Origin of the sequence: Lactiplantibacillus mudanjiangensis (genome assembly GCF_005405385.1) — a bacterium.
GTDB lineage: Bacteria > Bacillota > Bacilli > Lactobacillales > Lactobacillaceae > Lactiplantibacillus > Lactiplantibacillus mudanjiangensis.
The window spans coordinates 243,751-260,972 of the sequence record NZ_BJDY01000004.1 but is presented as its reverse complement, the minus strand read 5'-3'; the positions used below and the strand labels follow the sequence as shown (position 1 = coordinate 260,972).

Below are 17,222 nucleotides of genomic sequence, written 5' to 3'. Positions count from 1 at the left end.
AAGCATGAATATTTTATTATCTTCAGTAAGATTCGATTAAATCAGCTATAATGTTAGCGATTACATCTTTTATTTAACGCGATTTACCGCTAAAATGAAAGTAACAATTTGGAGGTGGTCACGTTGGACCAAATCATGTTTATTTTCACCCATTTAGAACAAGTTATCGGCCCATTATTGACCACCCTTGGCAGTTGGAGCTACATTCTGCTGTTTGCCGTCATCTTTTTAGAAACCGGCATGGTCATCTTCCCATTCTTACCCGGCGAATCGCTAATTTTTCTCGCCAGCACGATGGCCGCTACGCATACCAGCTTAGACATTCAAATTTTAGTACCCGTCTTTTTTGTGGCCGCCGTCATCGGCGATACCGTTAACTTTGAAATTGGCCGCCATTTGATTCGACTCCCTTGGTTACAACGACACTTACCGCAAGATAAACAAGTCAAAGCGCAGCAGTTCTTTGCCAAATATGGCAGTAAGGCCGTTATGTTCGGTCGCTTCGTGCCCTTAATTCGGACGTTTGTCCCACTATCAGCGGGCGGTGCCAAAATGCCAGCGCGTTCCTTTGCCGTTTGGAACCTCGTTGGTGTCGGCATTTGGGTCGCCGTGGGTTGTTCACTCGGCTACTTCTTTGGGTCAATCAGTTTCGTTCAAACGCATCTTTCGCTGTGTTTCTTAGGCATCATGGCTGCGGCTCTAATTCCAGCGGCAACCATTACCTTGGTTAAAGCGTTGCGTCAACGACCAATGGCACGTTAAGTTGAAAATAACATTTATCAAAGTTTGGGCGATGGCTCAAACTTTTTTTATTCCTGAAAGTCATGTAAATTCTTTCAAAATCCGCTTAAAAAGTGTATTCTTTCATAGGATTAACCAACGGAGGTGTACTTTTATGACCAAGCCCCAACTAACCAATTATGACCCACAGTGGCAAGCGTTAGCCACTGATTTTCAAGCAACCTTAACCACACTACCCGGCTTCAAAGCCAGTAGCCATGTCGGCAGTACCGCCATGCCGCAAGGTTTAGCGCGACCGATGATCGATATTGCGGTGCTGGTCGTCGACGTTGAAACAGCCGCCAATGCTTTAAACGCAACGCTGGTCTCAGCCACAACTTATCAACTAACTTGGCACGAACACCCCTTTCACGTGATCTTGACCACCGATAACACGGCCTATCAAACGATGATTAATTTCCGCGATTATTTGAATGCTCATCGCACCGATAATCGTAAATATACGGTTGTTCGTCAAAGTAACCAAGCTGCGGCTAAAGCTGACTTTATTAGCGGGATCAACGACAAAGCCACTGAATGGCTCACTACTAAAGACCAGCACGAACATCACGACCGGACCGTCCGTGCTGAACTCGTTAACATGTGTTTGATTCGCAACCCGGAAACTAACGAGGTCGTTGTTGAAAACAAGATCGACGCCAAATGGACTGGCTTAACCTTTCCTGGTGGGCACGTTGATCCAGGCGAATCGCAAGTCCACGCGATGAAACGGGAAGTGCTAGAAGAAACAGGTCTCACTGTCAATCACTTACAACTGGTCGGAACCGTCACCTGGGTCGAAAATGCGGCTGGTGATGTCTCATTAGGTACGTTATATACAACGACCGATTATTCCGGTGACTTGTTACCAGGCTCTTATGAAGGCGCCATTAGCTGGCTACCACTAAACAGCTTAACACCGGATAAACTCGCGCCGGGAATCGCAGAAATTCTTCAAGTTTTTACCCAACCAGCTATCAACGAAGCTTTCTGGGGCAACGCTGATAACCAATTACAGCTTTATTAATGAATTGAGGTATTTGTTATGGATCAAGTTTCATTAGTCATTATTTTATTTGCCGCCTTACTAGTACCACTAGTCATGGCCAAATTCAAAATCAACAGTTTACCAACTGCAGTCATGGAAATTATTATCGGGATTGTGTTAGGCCCCAGCGTCTTTAACATCGTCAGCATGAACAGTTCCATCTCACAGCTCTCAACCATCGGCGTGATTGTCCTCTTATTCTTAAGTGGACTTGAAATTGACTTTAGTTTATTCAAAAAGCGCCGCGCTGCGTTAACGCCACTCGAAAAGAAACACGCCGTTAACTTGCCAAAATACTCACCAGTCCGCTTGGCCGTTTACGGCTATGGAACGGTGATTGTCTTGTCACTCTTATTAGCAGCGATGTTTAAAATTACCGGCTTATTCAGTGATTTCTGGCTCGCAACGATTTTATTCGGCACGATTTCACTCGGGATCGTGATTGCCGCCTTAAAAGAAAAAGAACTGCTCAGTAAAGCCTTTGGTCAAACGGTCCTGCTCATCTCAGTTTTCGGGGAATTGATCCCGATGATGGGGTTAACGTTATACGCCTCAGTCTATGGCAGTGATTCGAAGAGTTTGTGGTTATTGCTGCTAATCTTAGCGGTTGCCGCACTGATGCTCTTGCGGTTCAAACCGTTCTTCCAGTTTTATCAAAATATCAATAAATCCACCACGCAATTAGATATTCGGTTGGCCTTTTTCTTAATTGTCACGATGGTCACCGTCGCTGAATCCGTGGGTGCCGAAAATATTTTGGGCGCTTTCGTAGCTGGGATTGTGTTAAAACTTCTACAGCCTAGTGACAGTACTCGTGAACGTTTAGATTCAATCGGTTACGGCTTTTTCATCCCAATCTTCTTTATTTCCACCGGCGTTGATCTAAACTTACGGACCTTACTAACAAGTGGCAAAACATTGCTATTGATCCCATTGTTCTTCATCGCTTACATGGTCGCAAAAATGGGCAGTATTTGGATCTTAAAGTTACGTTTCAAAGCCAAGAATGCCTTTGCTGGAACGGCATTAACCGCCACGACCATGACGATGGTCTTAGCCGTTTTACGGGTCGCTAAATCCATGAAGACGATCACAACCGATCAGTCAGGCGCCTTCTTATTGGCCGCGTTACTGACTTGTATCATTTCGCCACTACTTTTCAATAAGTTCTATTCGGCTGAAAAAGAAGACTTGGTTAAGACGTCGGTTCACTTTATTGGCGCAAACTTGAGTACTGTGCCCGTTGCCCAACAACTTCGTAAAGGCTGGTACGATGTGCAAATGTACACCAACCATCCGGAAAACTATCAGACCTACCACGCCCAAGTACCGGTCGAATTGATGGAAAACTTTACACCCGTTGATTTGGAAGACCATAGCGTCTTTGACACCGATATTTTAGTGCTTGGTCATATTGACGCCGAACGCAACTATCAGTTGGCTAAAGCCGCCCAAGAATATGGGGTTAAACGAATTATCGTCCGCTTTGAAGACCGTAACGTGCTCAATGAACACGAAGACGAACTTCGTGATCTCGGCATTGAAGTTTACAACACGCCCGAAGCCAACATTACGTTACTCCGGTCATTGATTGAATCACCATCAACCTTGCTCATGTTACGTGACACGGAAAACAGTATCTACGAAGTCAAAGTTGTGAACCACTTATACACTAATGTGCAGATTAAGAACTTACAATTTGCCCAAGATATTACCATCAGTCAGGTCATCCGTAACCGCAAAATCATTGTCCCTAATGGGAGTACGACCATTCAATACGGTGATCGCCTCATTTTCACAGGAAGCAAGCAAGATGCCCCACGGATTCGTCAAGCACTCGCAACCGCCAATTAGTATGCTAAAATAATAGCGTTGGCTTGAAACTTAATGAAATACGACCTAATAAGGAGTTAAAGCATGTCTTTCTCAATTTACATGATTCGTCATGGTCAAACTTACTTTAATAAATACCGCCGGATGCAAGGCTGGTGTGATTCACCACTCACCGAAGTTGGTGAACAAGATGCCATCAATGCTGGTAAGATGTTACAACACGTTCATTTTGATGCAGCGTACGCCAGTGATATGCCCCGGGCCATGAACACGGCAAAGTTAATTTTGCCAAACAGTGGTAACGATGGCTTAACCGTTACCCCGATGCCCGCTTTCCGCGAAGCGTTTTATGGTTACTTCGAAGGCGATGATACCTCGCAAACTTGGTTTGAAATTGGTGCGCCCCATCAAGCGCCAAGCTTATCGGAGATCATTGAAAAATATGGGATTCATAAAGCCAAGGACTTCGCCAAAGAAGCCGATCCGTTCCATCACGCAGAAAACAACGCTGAATTCTGGGAACGCGTTAACGGTGGCTTAGCTGAATTACGCGAAAAGTCACATGACGGTGACAAAATTTTGCTCGTCAGTCATGGCAATACCATTTATAGTATTGCGGCGGAAATCGCAAACTTAACGTCACCAGCCCGCCCTCAAAACGGGAGTGTCACGAAGTTTACCGTGACCGATGACGATATTCAGTTAGACTATCTCGGCAAAAAAGATCACATCGACTAATAGGAGTTAACATGTCAAAATTTTCAATTTACTTCGTCCGGCACGGCCAGACGTACTTTAATCTTTATAATCGGATGCAAGGTTGGTCAGATTCACCCTTAACGGATAACGGCATCAACGTCGCCACTAAAGTTGGTCAAGCATTGGCTGACGTGCCTTTTAGCCACTACTATTCTAGTGACTCCAAACGGGCGATGGATACTGCTAACTTGATTAAGCGTGAAGCTAAGCAAGCTACCGATGACTTAACTACCCTACCTAACTTTCGGGAAGTCTTTTACGGCTACTACGAAGGTGATGACTGTAGCCGCGTTTGGTCACTTGTGGGTAAGCAATATGGTGTCACCAGCTTGCATGAATTGCTGGAACACATCAACATTGAACAAACCCGCGATATGATGAAAACCATCGATCCGACTCATGAAGCCGAAGATAATGCGACTTATTGGACCCGTTTGAATGCAGGCTTTGATTATCTGAAAGCCCATCATGATAATGGTGACAAGGTCTTAGTCGTCACTCACGGTACCACGATTCGTAGCATCGTTTCACACTTCGCTCCTGACATGGATATTACTACCGGTCCCAAAAACGGGAGTTTAACCCGTTTAGACGTTGATGGTGATACAATTAAAGTCGTCAGTTATGCAGAAGATTTAATTTAATACCTAAGTGCACGCTAACTGACTTAATCGGTAGTGTGCACTTTTTATTTAACCACTGAAGGTTGAACGTTACTTTTTAGCAATAATCGTTGATATGGCAAATGTTCACCGATCAAAAGTAGACTTACTTGCCACCTGCCGTTCGCCCACCTTGAGCCGGAACGCTGTGGGCGGACCGGTTCAGCCAAAAAGCGGTCTGAACCATCGTTTTGGACCACCAAGCCCGTGTTTCAAAAACGCCAGGCTCTAAGCGATGAATCGCTAAGAGCCTCCCACGGCTGGGCTCAATGTGAGCTCACTCTCGGTTATATCGGTGATCACTAGATTGATTAGTGTCTGCAAAATAATCGGATCCAGCCAGTATCAGTACAGTTTCCATTGCCATCATTAACTTTCAATCTTTAGTTAACTATCAGAATTATAAATAAATTTAGCAGGTGAATACATGATGAAAATGGAGCTTGATTTCGCAAACTTCGCACTTGAAAACTACAAAGTCATTGATCATAAAGTCTTCATAGATGGCAATAATTTAGGAATTACCGTCGACACTGAACAAATTCCTGACAAAAATGAAGGCGATACTTATCCCAGATATTGGATAACCCACTTTGACTATGGCAGAATCCCTGAATATATGCTGAAGTACAACATGTCTTTTTATATTAAACAGGCTGGTAACAATGCCGAAACGCTTGGTTGCATCATCATAGACATGCCTAAACCAGACAGGGCCTACTGATCATCACTCATCGTTAACTCGTCTTTTTTCACACACCGGCGCATAAACGGAACACTTTACCAGTCAACTTATTTCTGGTGCTAGAATCAAAATGATCAGCTAATTGGTTACGCCATTTAGTCTGATCATTATCAATAGATTGGTGTGTGATTGTGATGAAAATAGAACTAGAATTCAAAGATACAGCCTTACGTGAAGCCAAAGTGGTGGGACAAGCTCTCATGATCAATGGCGTCAAAACAGATTTAGGTGTTGCCATTGAAACTGAAACGCTGGTTGATCCAGAAGAAGGATTCACCTACGAAAGATACTGGCTAGATCATTTCGACTTTGCGCGAATTCCTGATTGGGTGTGGCAAAATGGCCTAGCCTTTGATGTCACGACGCTTACTGACAAGGGGTGCGAGCCTCACCTGTTGATCGGTCTCTATACTAGATATTCCGATATTACGGTCTAACAAAAAATGGACTCAGTCATTGTGCTGAGCCCATTTTTCATACGCTTCGTTAACCGGCTAAAGGTTGAACGTTATTTTTTACAACCTTCGTTGACATGACAAGTGTTCAACAGTCAAAAATGGTCACAAACCGGAGTCAGTCAATGATGGCGCCAGCTGTGAAAATATCGTTAGTTCGGGTGGTTTTCCCGAGCTTACGATATGGACGACTTTTGAGACTAGCGGTTTGGGCTAGGCTTAAAAGCGAGGTGGAACCCCGCTTTTTGGCTGGAACCGATCCCCACAGCCGGCAGAATCACTGACTGGCGTAGGTGACCAATTTAACATCATTTAAGTCAATTCTGGCAAAGCTTTCACCGTCCTATTTATCTTTCAATCTTTAGTTAACTAGTCACCTTAATTCCAACAATCCCAATCACGAGCAAGGCCACAAAGACCCACGTAATCGGCGCGAGCGTATCTTTGAACAACAATACCCCGACAATAATTGAACCAACCGCGCCAACGCCCGTCCAGATTGGATAAGCAATACTTAACGGTAAGTGCTTCGTTGCTAAAGCTAAAAAGCCAAAACTCAACACCATGCCAATAACAGTCGCGGCCGCATACCCAAATTGGCTAAACCCATTACTCAACTTCATAGTAGTCGCCCAAACAACTTCAAACAAACCAGCAACAATTAAATAAACCCATGTCATGTTAAAACATCCTCCTTAAACAAAAAAGCCGACCAGTAGCGTTCACTTCCGCTATGACCTATGGAAGTGACCAACTACTGTCCGGCGACAGTTTACTATTTGAATAACTTTACTTTAGCAAATCTCAATTATCCCGTCAAGTTCACAGACTTGACAGCATATACGCGGTAATTGGCGTTAATGGCGTTGGTAACTGATCGCGATCAAAAAACATGGCCGCCGAAGTTTCATTCGTGGTCGACATCAACTGCCCACCACTAACCACACCGCGATACAAAATAGTGACGCTATCAATCACATCACCATTTGGATAGGTATAATGCATCTTGGGTCCACTGAAAACTTGGACCAACTGCACCTTAGCTACCGTTAATCCCGTTTCTTCACGTAACTCTCGTTGTGCCGTTTGTTCAGTCGTTTCGCCTGGCTCGGTCGAACCAGCTGGCAGTCCCCAGCACTGATTATCCGTTCGCTTAACCAACAACAATTGTCCCACCGCATTCGTTGCAAGTAGTGCGGCCCCAACGACCACTAACGGTTGATGACCAACTTGTTGTCGCAAATCTAACACGTAGCCCATTGATCTCACCTCCACAATCTCTAAATCACTAATATTTAGATTAGACATGTTATACTTAGGATAACTATAACACGAGGAGTGTGATTGAATGTCCGAACCAATGGTACAACCAGTCATCATCGCCGGCATGTCTAAAACCGTCGCTAATTACGACTACGCCATGTCCGAGCTAGAAGCGTTAGTTGAAGCGAACAATATGCATGCGGAACTGCGCATTGATCAAAGCTTAGAAAAACCCAACCCTGCCACTTATTTCGGTAAAGGGAAAGTCGTTGAAATCAAAGAAATGGCCGAAGCCGAAGACTTAAACGTCATGGTCGTCAATGCCGATTTAACCCCTAGTCAAGTCCGTAACTTGGAAACCGAAACTGGCTTACAAATTATCGACCGAACCGGATTAATTTTGGAAATCTTTGGTAACCGTGCTCGCAGTAAAGAAGCCAAGTTACAAGTCAAGATCGCCCAATTACAATACCAATTACCACGGCTACGGACCAGCATCGCTAACCGGCTTGATCAACAAGCTGGGGCCGCTGCTGGTGGTGGCGGTGGCTTTACCAACCGTGGTTCTGGTGAAACCCAACTTGAATTAAATCGCCGGACGATCCAAGACCGAATCAGCCATGCCAAGCATGAACTCAAAGAATTAAACAAGGACGCTGAAGTCCGCCGTTCAGCCCGTGAAAAGGCTGGCCTACCAAATGTGGCTTTAGTTGGTTACACCAATGCTGGTAAATCAACGACCATGAATGGCTTAGTTAAATTATTTGGTAAAGGTGAAGACAAGCAAGTGTTTGAAAAGAACATGTTGTTTGCCACTTTAGATACAAGCATTCGCCAACTAACTTTCCCTGACAACAAACAATTATTGTTAAGTGATACGGTTGGGTTTGTCAGCAATTTGCCACATAACTTAATTAACGCCTTCCGTTCCACATTAGCTGAAGCGGCCAGCGCTGATCTCTTAATTCAAGTGATTGATTACGCTGATCCACATTACAAAGAAATGATGGCGACTACTGAGGAAACGTTAAAGGCCATTGGCGTTCACGATGTGCCAATGCTCTATGCTTACAATAAAGCTGATTTGACCGAAGCTAACTATCCTAACCAACAAGATGATCAATTAATCTATGCGGCGCGCGATGAAGCCTCGATCCAAGCCTTAACGAAGATGATCAAGGCCAAAGTCTTCAAGGATTTCGTGACGACCACCCTCTTGATTCCATTTAATGATGGTGATGTCGTGGCCTACTTGAATGACCATGCTAACATCTTAAAAACCGATTATCTCGCCGACGGGACGCAATTAACCGTTGAACTCAACACCGTTGATGCCCAACGCTATGCCAAATACGCGGTGACACCCGCTTAAATCATAACAAAAAGGTACTCAAAATTAGTGATTAATTTTGAGTACCTTTTTTGATCATCAATCGACTTAAATTCGCCAATAAATCTGCGCGAGTCAAGCCTTGCTGCCGTTGGTAGGCATAACTATTGCTCTTCAGCATCGCCAATAACATATCCGCCCGAAATTTCAATTCGCCAATTTTTAGGTCGCCACTTAATGGCTTAAGGACTTGCATAAAAACCGCTACTAATTGTTGATACAGGTCACTTTGATAATACGTTGCCATCACCGTTGCGCCATTTTCAATCGATGCCAGCAACTGTAACCGACGTTCACGAAATTGCAAATATCGCGTTAAAACTTGTTCAAACTGAGCGATTGCCGTGTCAGTTGTTTGAGCCAAGTAGTCGTGAGCATCATCAACAAAGGCCTGAATATCCACCAACGAGACGTCCAAACATAACGCACTCTTATTCGGATAGTTCCGATATAATGTCCCTGGCCCAATGCCGGCCGCCGTCGCAATATCTTTCATACTCACTGTCTCAACCGACTGACTTTCAAATAAGTGAACGGCTGCGGTTAAAATTTTATCACGATTTTGTTGCGCATCTTTACGCATGTCCCTCACCCCCAGAACTTCTTTTTTTACCATACGCTAAAAACACTCGCTTGACAAGTGGAGCCGACTCCGTTTATATTTAAACTAACATCTCATGAAGAAGGTCTCAATATGTTGATTTTAATTTACGGCTTAGCCATTGGTATTTTTATTAGTTTAATTGGCGGCGGTGGGGCCGCACTATACTTAGGTGTCCTGACAAGTCAACTAGGTTTAGCAACGGCCGTAGCGGTGCCCACGTCATTAGTGGTCGCCTTACCCGCTTTGTTTTTTGGTTTTTTAACCCAAATGCACATTAAAAATATTAATTGGCATGTTGGTAACCAAATGATTTTAGCCGCGATTCCCGGAATTATCGTTGGAACGCTGAGCAGTCAGTTCATTCCCCAAAAATTATACAACTGGATTGTCGGCACCATTTTCCTAATTATGGGCGGCATGGTTTTACTAAAAGCATTTCGGAAATCAACTAAACCTGCCGCCAATCAGTCAGTTTGGGCAGCACGAGGCTTTGGCTTACTCAGTGGCTTGATGGTCGGAATTGGTGGTCTTAGTGGTGGCGCGACCACTGCGGCTGGACTCGCTATTCTTGGGTTGACGGCCGTTCAAGCAGCCGGCACCGCTACTTATGTCTTAACCACGATGTCCGCAATCAGTCTCGTTGGACATTTATTCACCAGTACTTTTGCTTGGCAAGCGGGTTGGTTATTAATGCTTGGGGCGATTATTGGGGCCATTGCCACCCCGCTCGTCATTCGCCGTCTTGACTTAAATCGCGTTAATCGTGTGTTAACCCCATTTTTAGGCTTATTGATTATTTATTTTGGGATTAAAATGTTTATCTAAAGGTTGAAAGCTACTTTTTAGTAATAATCGTTGATACGGCGGGGGCTACTGATTAAAAGTAGATTTGCTTGCCACCTGCCGTTCGCCCACCTTGAGCCGGAACGCTGTGGGCGGAACGCTTCAGCCAAAATGCGGTCTGAACCGTCGTTTTGAACCACCAAACCCGTGTTTCAAAAGCGCCAGACTCTAAGCGATAAATCGCTAAGAGTCTTCCACGGCTGGGCTCAATGTGAGCTCACTCACGGTTACACTGATAATCACTAAATTGATCCACAAGATAACTGGAGTCAGCCAGTGATGGCGCCGGCCGTGAAAGCAGCGGTCTTAGCTTGGCTCAAAAGCGAGGCGGAAGCCGGTCCCACATCCGGCAGAATCGCTGACTGGCGTAGGTGATCAATTTAGTATGACTTAAATCAATTCTAGTACACCTTTTACCGTCATGCTTAACTTCCAACTTTTAAATGTTTAACTAAAAACCCGTTCAGCCGACTATTGCTGAACGGGGTTATTTGATTAAGCGAGTAACCGACGACTGCTCCAATAAACAATCACAATTAATGGTAAGGTTAGCATCATGACTGGATAAAACCAGGCCCATGGTAAAACAGTGGTAATGACCCCAGCCAACATCGGCCCACATGACATGCCAAGATCAACGCCAATGTAAAACGTACTATTTGCCAAACCGTGATCGGCTTCGGGTACCAGCATTAACGCTTTAGCTTGGCAAATTGAAAACATGAGCCCATAACCGGCTGCCAAACCGAACGCTCCAACTAACAGCATGAACCAATTACTTAAATCGGTTAATCCAATTAACCCTAACAAGTTGAACCCTAAGCAAAGCCAAATGAACTTTTTGAATGGCACATGATCAAAGGCATCACGTAAGACTAACCGCATCACCAACAAAATGGTGGCGTAAATCGGAAAAAAGATGCCGGCCGATACAGCAAAGTGGCGATGTGCAATATAACTCACGATATACGTTTGGGTGGCAAAATACGGTAACGAGAATAACATTAAAATTAATGCCACTGGTACGACCTTTAGTTGAACTAAACGTAACTTTTTAGTCGTCGTCTGTTGATAATTAGCACTAGGAACACTCCGATTGCCAACAAATTGAATCACGATCAACATTAACAAACTAAACGCTGCCGCTAACCAAAACACACTTTGGTAACTGTAATGCTGATACAAATAAACACTAACCGCCGGGCCAACCGCCATCCCTAACGCATTGGCTAACCCATAGATCCCCATTCCAGAGCCAATCCGATCAGCTGGTAATAAACTGGCCATCCACGTTGCCATGCAAACTGAGCATAATGTGTAACCCAAGCCGTTAATCACCCGACATACTAAGATTAATGCCACATTGGTTGTCAAACTATAGCCTAAACTCGCTAATAAAATCAGCACACCACCAGCAAACGTTAAGTGATATTTAGACACGCGGTCGGTTAAATTACCAGCTAGTGGCCGTAAAACTAGCGAGGTTAAGTTCATCGCGCCGGCAACGACTCCGGCTAAAATACTGCTGGCCCCAATATTGGCCGCAAATCCGGCAATGACCGGATTAATCAACATCGGACTCATTAAATAAAAGAAACTTGCTGCTAAAACTAATTTCACATCTTTGGTATATAAACGCGTACTCACGCTAGGTCATTCCCCTTCTAAATTCGCATTGGCACGCCGCACTAATGCTAAAAATTGTTGTTGCTCCTCGGCTGTAAAGCCGGCAAAGAGTTCTTCACTTGTTCGCCAGCCATGCTCATTTAACTGGGCGCGTTTGGTCAAGCCTAAAGGTGTCACCACCACTAATTTCGCACGACCATCATTAGGGTTCGGTGCTAAAGTCACCACGCCTAAAGTCACCAAATGTTGCACGATAACCCGTGCGGTTTGATGGGTAATTTCTTGATAATCCTTAAACATGGCAATCGTTTGATTAGGATGATCAGCAAAATACTTCAACGCATCGGCTTGGCCGGTCGTTAAATTCAAATCTTGAATATGTAAATTTCGACGCTGTTTAATTTTACGTGCTAATACTAATAGCTGCCGCGCAATCATTTCATCATTATTCATCTGCTCACCTCATGCTTAAACTATACAGCACACTGTATAGTTTTGTAAAGTCCAACATTATTTTCAGAAAATCTTCGAAAAAAAGAGAGTGGGACAAAAGACGATTTGCTACCGAGCATAGCCTAGGAATACGAATGATTGTGTACTTTCAATCGTTTGTATTCCGTAGCTCGGTTGCATCGTTAGTCTTTTGTCGCACGTTTCGACTATAAATATTCGGAGATGCAAAAAAGAGTTCGGGTTTTGTCCCAAACTCTAACATCTATTGAGTTAATCCCTTTTTCCGGCTTGCAGCGCGTGCTAACGAGGTAGCGGTCCATAGACTCACCACCACAATTAACCAACTTAACGCCGTTAACGATAAGGATTTAACGACCGTTGCCGCTAAAATCACTCCGATAATGCCACCAAAAATAATGCCGAACAACCCGCGGTAATCCACCCGATCACGACGAATAAAGTTAATCGCCGAACTCGGCATGAGTAGCGCACAAGACAACATCATAATCGGAAAAGCGGCCAATGGCGTCAAGCCTAAGAAGTAGACCATCACCATACAAGGCGCGTACAGCCCAACACCGGCTGCCATTAATAATCCTAAAATGAAGTTACCCACGATCCCAATCACTAACGGCCAGCCACGTAAACTCGTCGCCTGATTGGCCACACCTAACAAACTAATCCAGCCTAATAATTTTGCGGCCATTAAAATTGCCGTCACAACTAAGGCTACCGCCATAATCCATTGAATCCGTCGCTGGTTAAGCTTGACCATCACTTCGCTACCCAGGGCTGCTCCCGCCGCGGCCGCCAGTACTAAACTAATTAAAGTAATGGGCTCTACGGTTACGGTAGTCACAAAAAACAAGGCTTCAACTGCCGTTGGAATCGCATGGACGGTATTAAGTGTCCCGGGTAATTTACGTTCATCTTTTAAATAGTGACTGGCCTGAAAAATGGCCGTTGTCGTCACAAAACTCCCAATCCCTAACGTATCTAAAAAATCAGTGATGCCACCGATCACTATCCCGATACCAAATTCACGACCGGTGGTGTGATGTTGTTGTCGATGAGCACCACGCACTAATAGCCAAAATAGGCCTAGACTACTCACTGTAAGTAGGCTGACAATTATAATTACCATCTGTGTGCCTCTCTTCTCTGCTTTACAGATTATACCGGAAAACGATAGGCATGCCAAAAAATCACTTTTATTGTAAAAGTCGAACGTTTTATTTATACGAAACGACGAATAAATAATTTTATCGAACTTTAGCTTACATCAAGATTGGATAAGTTCGTTATTTAGGGTAAAAATGATAAAACTCAGTGTTTTCTTAATTGTTTCCAATGAAAAATTCTGGTATGCTAAATGCATTCAATGATTTGATCACGAAAGCGAGGCCGTCACCTGCATGCAATCTGCAAAATCTGAACCAACTTTAAACCGTTCTTTAGGCTTTTGGTCTGCCCTATCTTTAGTCGTTGGGACCGTCATCGGGTCTGGCATCTTCTTCAAGCAATCGTCCGTGCTCGACAGTGCCGGTTCAACGACCAACGCGCTGTTGGCTTGGTTATTGGGGGGCTTGATCACCTTAACTGCCGGCTTAACGATTGCCGAGGTTGGCGCCCAAATGCCGCATACCGGCGGCTTGTACGTTTATATGGAAGAAATCTACGGTAAAATTTGGGGCTTCTTATCCGGTTGGATGCAAGTATCCATCTATGGTCCTGCCATTATTGCCTCGATCGCTTCTTACTTGGGCATCCTGTTAGTTGGCTTCTTCCACCTCAACAACGGCTGGCAAGCACCTTTAGCGATTGGGGTCATTGCCCTGATTGGTATTTTGAATATGTTTGAAAATCGTTGGGGTGCTGCTTTTCAAATCATCACCACGTTAGGAAAGTTGTTACCGATTGCTGCTATCATTATCTTTGGTCTCTTCTATGGCGATCAAAACGCTTTTGGGCACTCTTTAAAGACGGTCAGTCAATCGACCGGGGGCTTTGGGGTAGCTGTCTTAGCGACGTTATTTGCCTATGATGGCTGGATTCTAGTCGCTAACTTAGGTGGCGAAATCAAAGAGCCGCAAAAAATCTTGCCACAAGCCATTATTTTAGGTATTTCGTTAGTCCTGATCGCCTACACCTTAGTAAGTTATGGGATTTTGCACTTTATTCCCGCCGCTAAGATCCAGGCTTTAGGTCAACAAACGACCGTTTACTTTGCCCAAGCGGCATTTGGAACTATCGGTGGTCGCCTGTTAAATATCGGGGTGATCGTGTCGATGGTCGGTTGTTTAAATGGGAAAATCATGACGTTCCCACGAATTATGTATGCCATGGCCGAACGCCATCAATTGCCATTTTCAAAACAACTGAGCTACATCAACCGTAAGTCGCACGAACCAATCGTCGCAACCGTCGTTGTCTTAGTCTTAGCCAGCATCATGATTGGCTTCTTCGATCCCGATCGGTTATCGGACTTATGTATCTTTACAGTGTATTGTTTCTACGTAGCAACCTTTATTGGCGTCTTCTTATTACGACGTCGCAATCCGGCGAAAGCCCGGCCCTTCTCAACGCCTGGTTTTCCGATTACACCATTGATCGCCATTCTTGGTGCTTTGTTCGTCATTATTAGTGAAATCAGCGCAGATCTGCCCGGCGTCTTATTGTCATTTGTAATTGTGTTAATTGGGATTCCAATTTATTACTATCAACAACGACACTATCCGACTAAAAACTAAATCAACTTAAAAAAGTAACGATGAACTGGGCAAATACAGGCCAATTCATCGTTACTTTTTTGTCATCGATAGCTAAAACATGATCTCCCGCGATCTCCCGCTACTTATTATTTACAATTTGTTGTACCAGTACATACATGGTGGCTGAACCACCACCGACTTTCTTCAAGACATTATTATCTACTAACTGTTTTAAAATTTTATTAGCCTTAGTCCCCTTAATATCCAATAACCCTTCAGTAATAGCTCTTGTAATTGAACGATGATTTTTTAGATACTCAATAATTTGCCCTTGTTCATCAGAAACCATCATCGCCATTCCATGCTCACTTGTTGACAATACATTAATATCAGCTGGCACACTCATTTGCTCTTGATAATTTAAATTAGGTAAATTTACTTCAACGTAACCCTCTTTAGCCACAAACTTTAGAAACTTTTTTCTCTTCTCGTAACTACTTATTATTCTTCTTATTCCCGTACCGTAACCCTCAATGTACTTCAACTTGTTAAGTATCTTTATCACTTGCGGGTTTCTCGGTAGCGTTTGTCCATCCAAAACAGCTTCCAACTTCATACCTCCGGGTAGCGGGCCTGGTGATAGAATTGTTAACCGATCATCAAATATTTCAATTTGTACTGGCGATCTACTAAAATAAGAACGATGAACGATCGCATTAATGACAGCTTCTCGAATAGCAACACTAGGATACCCTCTTTGTTCGATTCTTTGGGCTCGACCCGTTATTCTTGCAGCTAATGGATTATTCAAGTCTAAAAATGCTAGTACCTCATTAATCTGCTTAGCCAAGCTTCCTCTAAATTCACGTCGGTTTTTAAAGCGTTCAACCGTTACCCCATCAAAAACGACAACTTTCACAGTAAAAGGATTTTGATTACTAGTCAATAACGCTGCATTTGTAAATTTTGATTTTGAATTATAAAAACCAAGTGCCCTAGGTTTGAAAGATATATTTAGACTTTTAAAACAATCGCTAATTTCATCAAATTTCAATTCTTGTACAATTGATTCAGAAGTATCAAATGAATCTAAATTTTGATTAGCAATCATTTTTGTCACGCGCTCCGGAGATGCTTTGATTGATTCCGAGCCATTTCTAATATAAGTTCTTTCATCTAAAAAATATGGCTTAGATTTACCAGGATGAACTTCAATGCAAAGTAGCCCGCCATTAAAATGAAGTCGAACTAATCCTACTGGACTTGGATAATAAATCGAACTAGATACCCAACGTCCTAATTGTTCTTCAATATGGTGTAATGCTGTTTCAGAATAGACATGTGTCATACATCTAGTTTCATCCTTTACACCTAGATAAAGATAGGCAATTTGGGTACCATTTAAGAAGGCTGCAATTTCCTTCTTGCACTTCTCATTGAATATTTCTTTATATTCAACAGTCTCATCTTCTACTGGAAAAGGCTGTGAATCATCCAAGTTCAGCATATCATTCATCCCTCCTCACACTTAATAGTACATATAACTGATTCTATTATCTTTGTCTAACTTATCAAAATCAACTTTAGTAGCGTTGAAATATTTGGTCATTCATTTCACCCTTTTTTAGCGCCAAAACTAAGGTAATACAGCCCGCCAACAATCCCAGCACCGTCTTTAGCCCCAAACGATAGCCAAACAGCGATCCCGACTAACCAGTTACAACCAATTCCAGAAACAAAACTCTGCCAAAATGGCGTTGCGATCTTGCCTTTAGCCATCATAATGACCGCACTCTGGAAAATTCCCACATGGGTTAACCCAACAAAGTGTCCAAAGAAATAAGCCACGCACACTGCACCAACAAAGTTTGCCAAGGTGATTTCCAATAAGTTGATGAGAAAGTCGCCCACGGTTATCTTGCGCGCATACATTGCCGTACTGACCGCCATCACATTTCCAGTCACCAATTCGCCACCAGCTAGTAAAATAATGATCAAGCCAATTGGAAACACAGAAGCGCCGACTAATGATGCCACACCTCCCAAACTC

General features: G+C 43.6%; 18 protein-coding genes. 10 read left to right on the top strand and 8 right to left on the bottom strand.

Annotation, left to right across the window (positions count from 1 at the left end; translation table 11 throughout):
- Positions 1–135 precede the first annotated feature (135 nt).
- The 7 genes from FFM84_RS09435 to FFM84_RS09405 all read left to right on the top strand — a co-directional run bounded on the left by FFM84_RS09435 (position 136) and on the right by FFM84_RS09405 (position 6,264).
- The gene (locus tag FFM84_RS09435; protein WP_165450311.1) at positions 136–762 is read left to right on the top strand and encodes a DedA family protein; all 627 of its coding nucleotides are present in this window, start codon (positions 136–138) and stop codon (positions 760–762) included.
- Positions 763–895: 133 nt separating this feature from the next.
- Positions 896–1,807 carry a GrpB family protein gene (locus tag FFM84_RS09430; RefSeq protein WP_130845017.1) on the top strand — a complete coding sequence of 304 codons (912 nt, stop codon included), beginning with the start codon at positions 896–898 and terminating at the stop codon, positions 1,805–1,807.
- An 18-nt stretch (positions 1,808–1,825) separates the two neighbouring features.
- Positions 1,826–3,682 carry a cation:proton antiporter family protein gene (locus tag FFM84_RS09425; RefSeq protein WP_130845016.1) on the top strand — a complete coding sequence of 619 codons (1,857 nt, stop codon included), beginning with the start codon at positions 1,826–1,828 and terminating at the stop codon, positions 3,680–3,682.
- Positions 3,683–3,745: 63 nt separating this feature from the next.
- Positions 3,746–4,399 carry a histidine phosphatase family protein gene (locus FFM84_RS09420; RefSeq protein WP_130845015.1) on the top strand — a complete coding sequence of 218 codons (654 nt, stop codon included), beginning with the start codon at positions 3,746–3,748 and terminating at the stop codon, positions 4,397–4,399.
- Between the two features lie 11 nt (positions 4,400–4,410).
- A complete protein-coding gene (locus FFM84_RS09415) occupies positions 4,411–5,064 on the top strand; it encodes a histidine phosphatase family protein (RefSeq protein ID WP_130845014.1) in 654 nt (217 codons plus the stop codon).
- 445 nt (positions 5,065–5,509) lie between these two features.
- Positions 5,510–5,806: a hypothetical protein gene (locus tag FFM84_RS09410; protein ID WP_130845013.1), complete on the top strand. Its 297-nt coding sequence runs from the start codon at positions 5,510–5,512 to the stop codon at positions 5,804–5,806.
- Positions 5,807–5,961: 155 nt separating this feature from the next.
- Entirely contained in the window at positions 5,962–6,264 is a 303-nt protein-coding gene (locus FFM84_RS09405) for a hypothetical protein (RefSeq protein WP_130845012.1), read from the top strand.
- Between the two features lie 383 nt (positions 6,265–6,647).
- On the opposite strand, the gene FFM84_RS09400 is transcribed toward FFM84_RS09405, so the two are convergent.
- Both FFM84_RS09400 and FFM84_RS09395 read right to left on the bottom strand, forming a co-directional pair.
- Complete coding sequence (locus tag FFM84_RS09400; RefSeq protein WP_130845011.1) at positions 6,648–6,962, bottom strand: DMT family transporter; 315 nt, start codon at positions 6,960–6,962, stop codon at positions 6,648–6,650.
- A 142-nt stretch (positions 6,963–7,104) separates the two neighbouring features.
- Complete coding sequence (locus FFM84_RS09395; RefSeq protein WP_130845010.1) at positions 7,105–7,542, bottom strand: NUDIX hydrolase; 438 nt, start codon at positions 7,540–7,542, stop codon at positions 7,105–7,107.
- Between the two features lie 88 nt (positions 7,543–7,630).
- Between FFM84_RS09395 and hflX the strand changes: the two genes are divergently transcribed.
- Positions 7,631–8,917 carry a GTPase HflX gene (gene hflX, locus FFM84_RS09390; protein ID WP_130845009.1) on the top strand — a complete coding sequence of 429 codons (1,287 nt, stop codon included), beginning with the start codon at positions 7,631–7,633 and terminating at the stop codon, positions 8,915–8,917.
- A 31-nt stretch (positions 8,918–8,948) separates the two neighbouring features.
- Here hflX and FFM84_RS09385 read toward each other — a convergent pair whose 3' ends face one another.
- Positions 8,949–9,518, bottom strand: coding sequence for a TetR/AcrR family transcriptional regulator (locus tag FFM84_RS09385; RefSeq protein WP_165450026.1), 570 nt, complete (start codon positions 9,516–9,518; stop codon positions 8,949–8,951).
- A gap of 111 nt (positions 9,519–9,629) precedes the next feature.
- Here FFM84_RS09385 and FFM84_RS09380 point away from each other — a divergent pair, with 111 nt between their 5' ends.
- Entirely contained in the window at positions 9,630–10,364 is a 735-nt protein-coding gene (locus FFM84_RS09380; RefSeq protein WP_130845007.1) for a sulfite exporter TauE/SafE family protein, read from the top strand.
- A gap of 513 nt (positions 10,365–10,877) precedes the next feature.
- Here FFM84_RS09380 and FFM84_RS09375 read toward each other — a convergent pair.
- The 3 genes from FFM84_RS09375 to FFM84_RS09365 form a co-directional block, all read right to left on the bottom strand.
- A complete protein-coding gene (locus FFM84_RS09375; protein ID WP_130845006.1) occupies positions 10,878–12,029 on the bottom strand; it encodes an MFS transporter in 1,152 nt (383 codons plus the stop codon).
- 6 nt (positions 12,030–12,035) lie between these two features.
- Positions 12,036–12,461, bottom strand: a complete 426-nt coding sequence (locus tag FFM84_RS09370) for a MarR family winged helix-turn-helix transcriptional regulator (RefSeq protein WP_130845005.1) — start codon at positions 12,459–12,461, stop codon at positions 12,036–12,038.
- 262 nt (positions 12,462–12,723) lie between these two features.
- Entirely contained in the window at positions 12,724–13,605 is an 882-nt protein-coding gene (locus tag FFM84_RS09365; RefSeq protein ID WP_130845004.1) for a TSUP family transporter, read from the bottom strand.
- A gap of 271 nt (positions 13,606–13,876) precedes the next feature.
- Between FFM84_RS09365 and FFM84_RS09360 the strand changes: the two genes are divergently transcribed.
- Positions 13,877–15,211: an APC family permease gene (locus FFM84_RS09360; protein WP_130845003.1), complete on the top strand. Its 1,335-nt coding sequence runs from the start codon at positions 13,877–13,879 to the stop codon at positions 15,209–15,211.
- 100 nt (positions 15,212–15,311) lie between these two features.
- Here the strand turns inward: FFM84_RS09360 and FFM84_RS09355 are convergent, their stop codons facing one another.
- Together FFM84_RS09355 and FFM84_RS09350 are read right to left on the bottom strand one after the other, a co-directional pair.
- On the bottom strand, positions 15,312–16,688 hold the full coding sequence (locus FFM84_RS09355) for an ATP-binding protein (RefSeq protein ID WP_130845002.1): 1,377 nt from the start codon (positions 16,686–16,688) through the stop codon (positions 15,312–15,314).
- Positions 16,689–16,786: 98 nt separating this feature from the next.
- Entirely contained in the window at positions 16,787–17,209 is a 423-nt protein-coding gene (locus FFM84_RS09350) for a formate/nitrite transporter family protein (protein ID WP_225425290.1), read from the bottom strand.
- Positions 17,210–17,222: the final 13 nt, after the last annotated feature.

Coding starts and splice junctions, on each gene's coding strand:
- FFM84_RS09410 (WP_130845013.1), top strand. CDS start 5,510: ATGATGAAAATGGAGCTTGATTTCGCAAACTTCGCACTTGAAAACTAC.
- FFM84_RS09425 (WP_130845016.1), top strand. CDS start 1,826: ATGGATCAAGTTTCATTAGTCATTATTTTATTTGCCGCCTTACTAGTA.
- FFM84_RS09380 (WP_130845007.1), top strand. CDS start 9,630: ATGTTGATTTTAATTTACGGCTTAGCCATTGGTATTTTTATTAGTTTA.
- FFM84_RS09370 (WP_130845005.1), bottom strand. CDS start 12,461: ATGAATAATGATGAAATGATTGCGCGGCAGCTATTAGTATTAGCACGT.
- FFM84_RS09420 (WP_130845015.1), top strand. CDS start 3,746: ATGTCTTTCTCAATTTACATGATTCGTCATGGTCAAACTTACTTTAAT.
- hflX (WP_130845009.1), top strand. CDS start 7,631: ATGTCCGAACCAATGGTACAACCAGTCATCATCGCCGGCATGTCTAAA.
- FFM84_RS09435 (WP_165450311.1), top strand. CDS start 136: ATGTTTATTTTCACCCATTTAGAACAAGTTATCGGCCCATTATTGACC.
- FFM84_RS09430 (WP_130845017.1), top strand. CDS start 896: ATGACCAAGCCCCAACTAACCAATTATGACCCACAGTGGCAAGCGTTA.
- FFM84_RS09360 (WP_130845003.1), top strand. CDS start 13,877: ATGCAATCTGCAAAATCTGAACCAACTTTAAACCGTTCTTTAGGCTTT.
- FFM84_RS09400 (WP_130845011.1), bottom strand. CDS start 6,962: ATGACATGGGTTTATTTAATTGTTGCTGGTTTGTTTGAAGTTGTTTGG.
- FFM84_RS09415 (WP_130845014.1), top strand. CDS start 4,411: ATGTCAAAATTTTCAATTTACTTCGTCCGGCACGGCCAGACGTACTTT.
- FFM84_RS09355 (WP_130845002.1), bottom strand. CDS start 16,688: ATGAATGATATGCTGAACTTGGATGATTCACAGCCTTTTCCAGTAGAA.
- FFM84_RS09365 (WP_130845004.1), bottom strand. CDS start 13,605: ATGGTAATTATAATTGTCAGCCTACTTACAGTGAGTAGTCTAGGCCTA.
- FFM84_RS09395 (WP_130845010.1), bottom strand. CDS start 7,542: ATGGGCTACGTGTTAGATTTGCGACAACAAGTTGGTCATCAACCGTTA.
- FFM84_RS09385 (WP_165450026.1), bottom strand. CDS start 9,518: ATGCGTAAAGATGCGCAACAAAATCGTGATAAAATTTTAACCGCAGCC.
- FFM84_RS09405 (WP_130845012.1), top strand. CDS start 5,962: ATGAAAATAGAACTAGAATTCAAAGATACAGCCTTACGTGAAGCCAAA.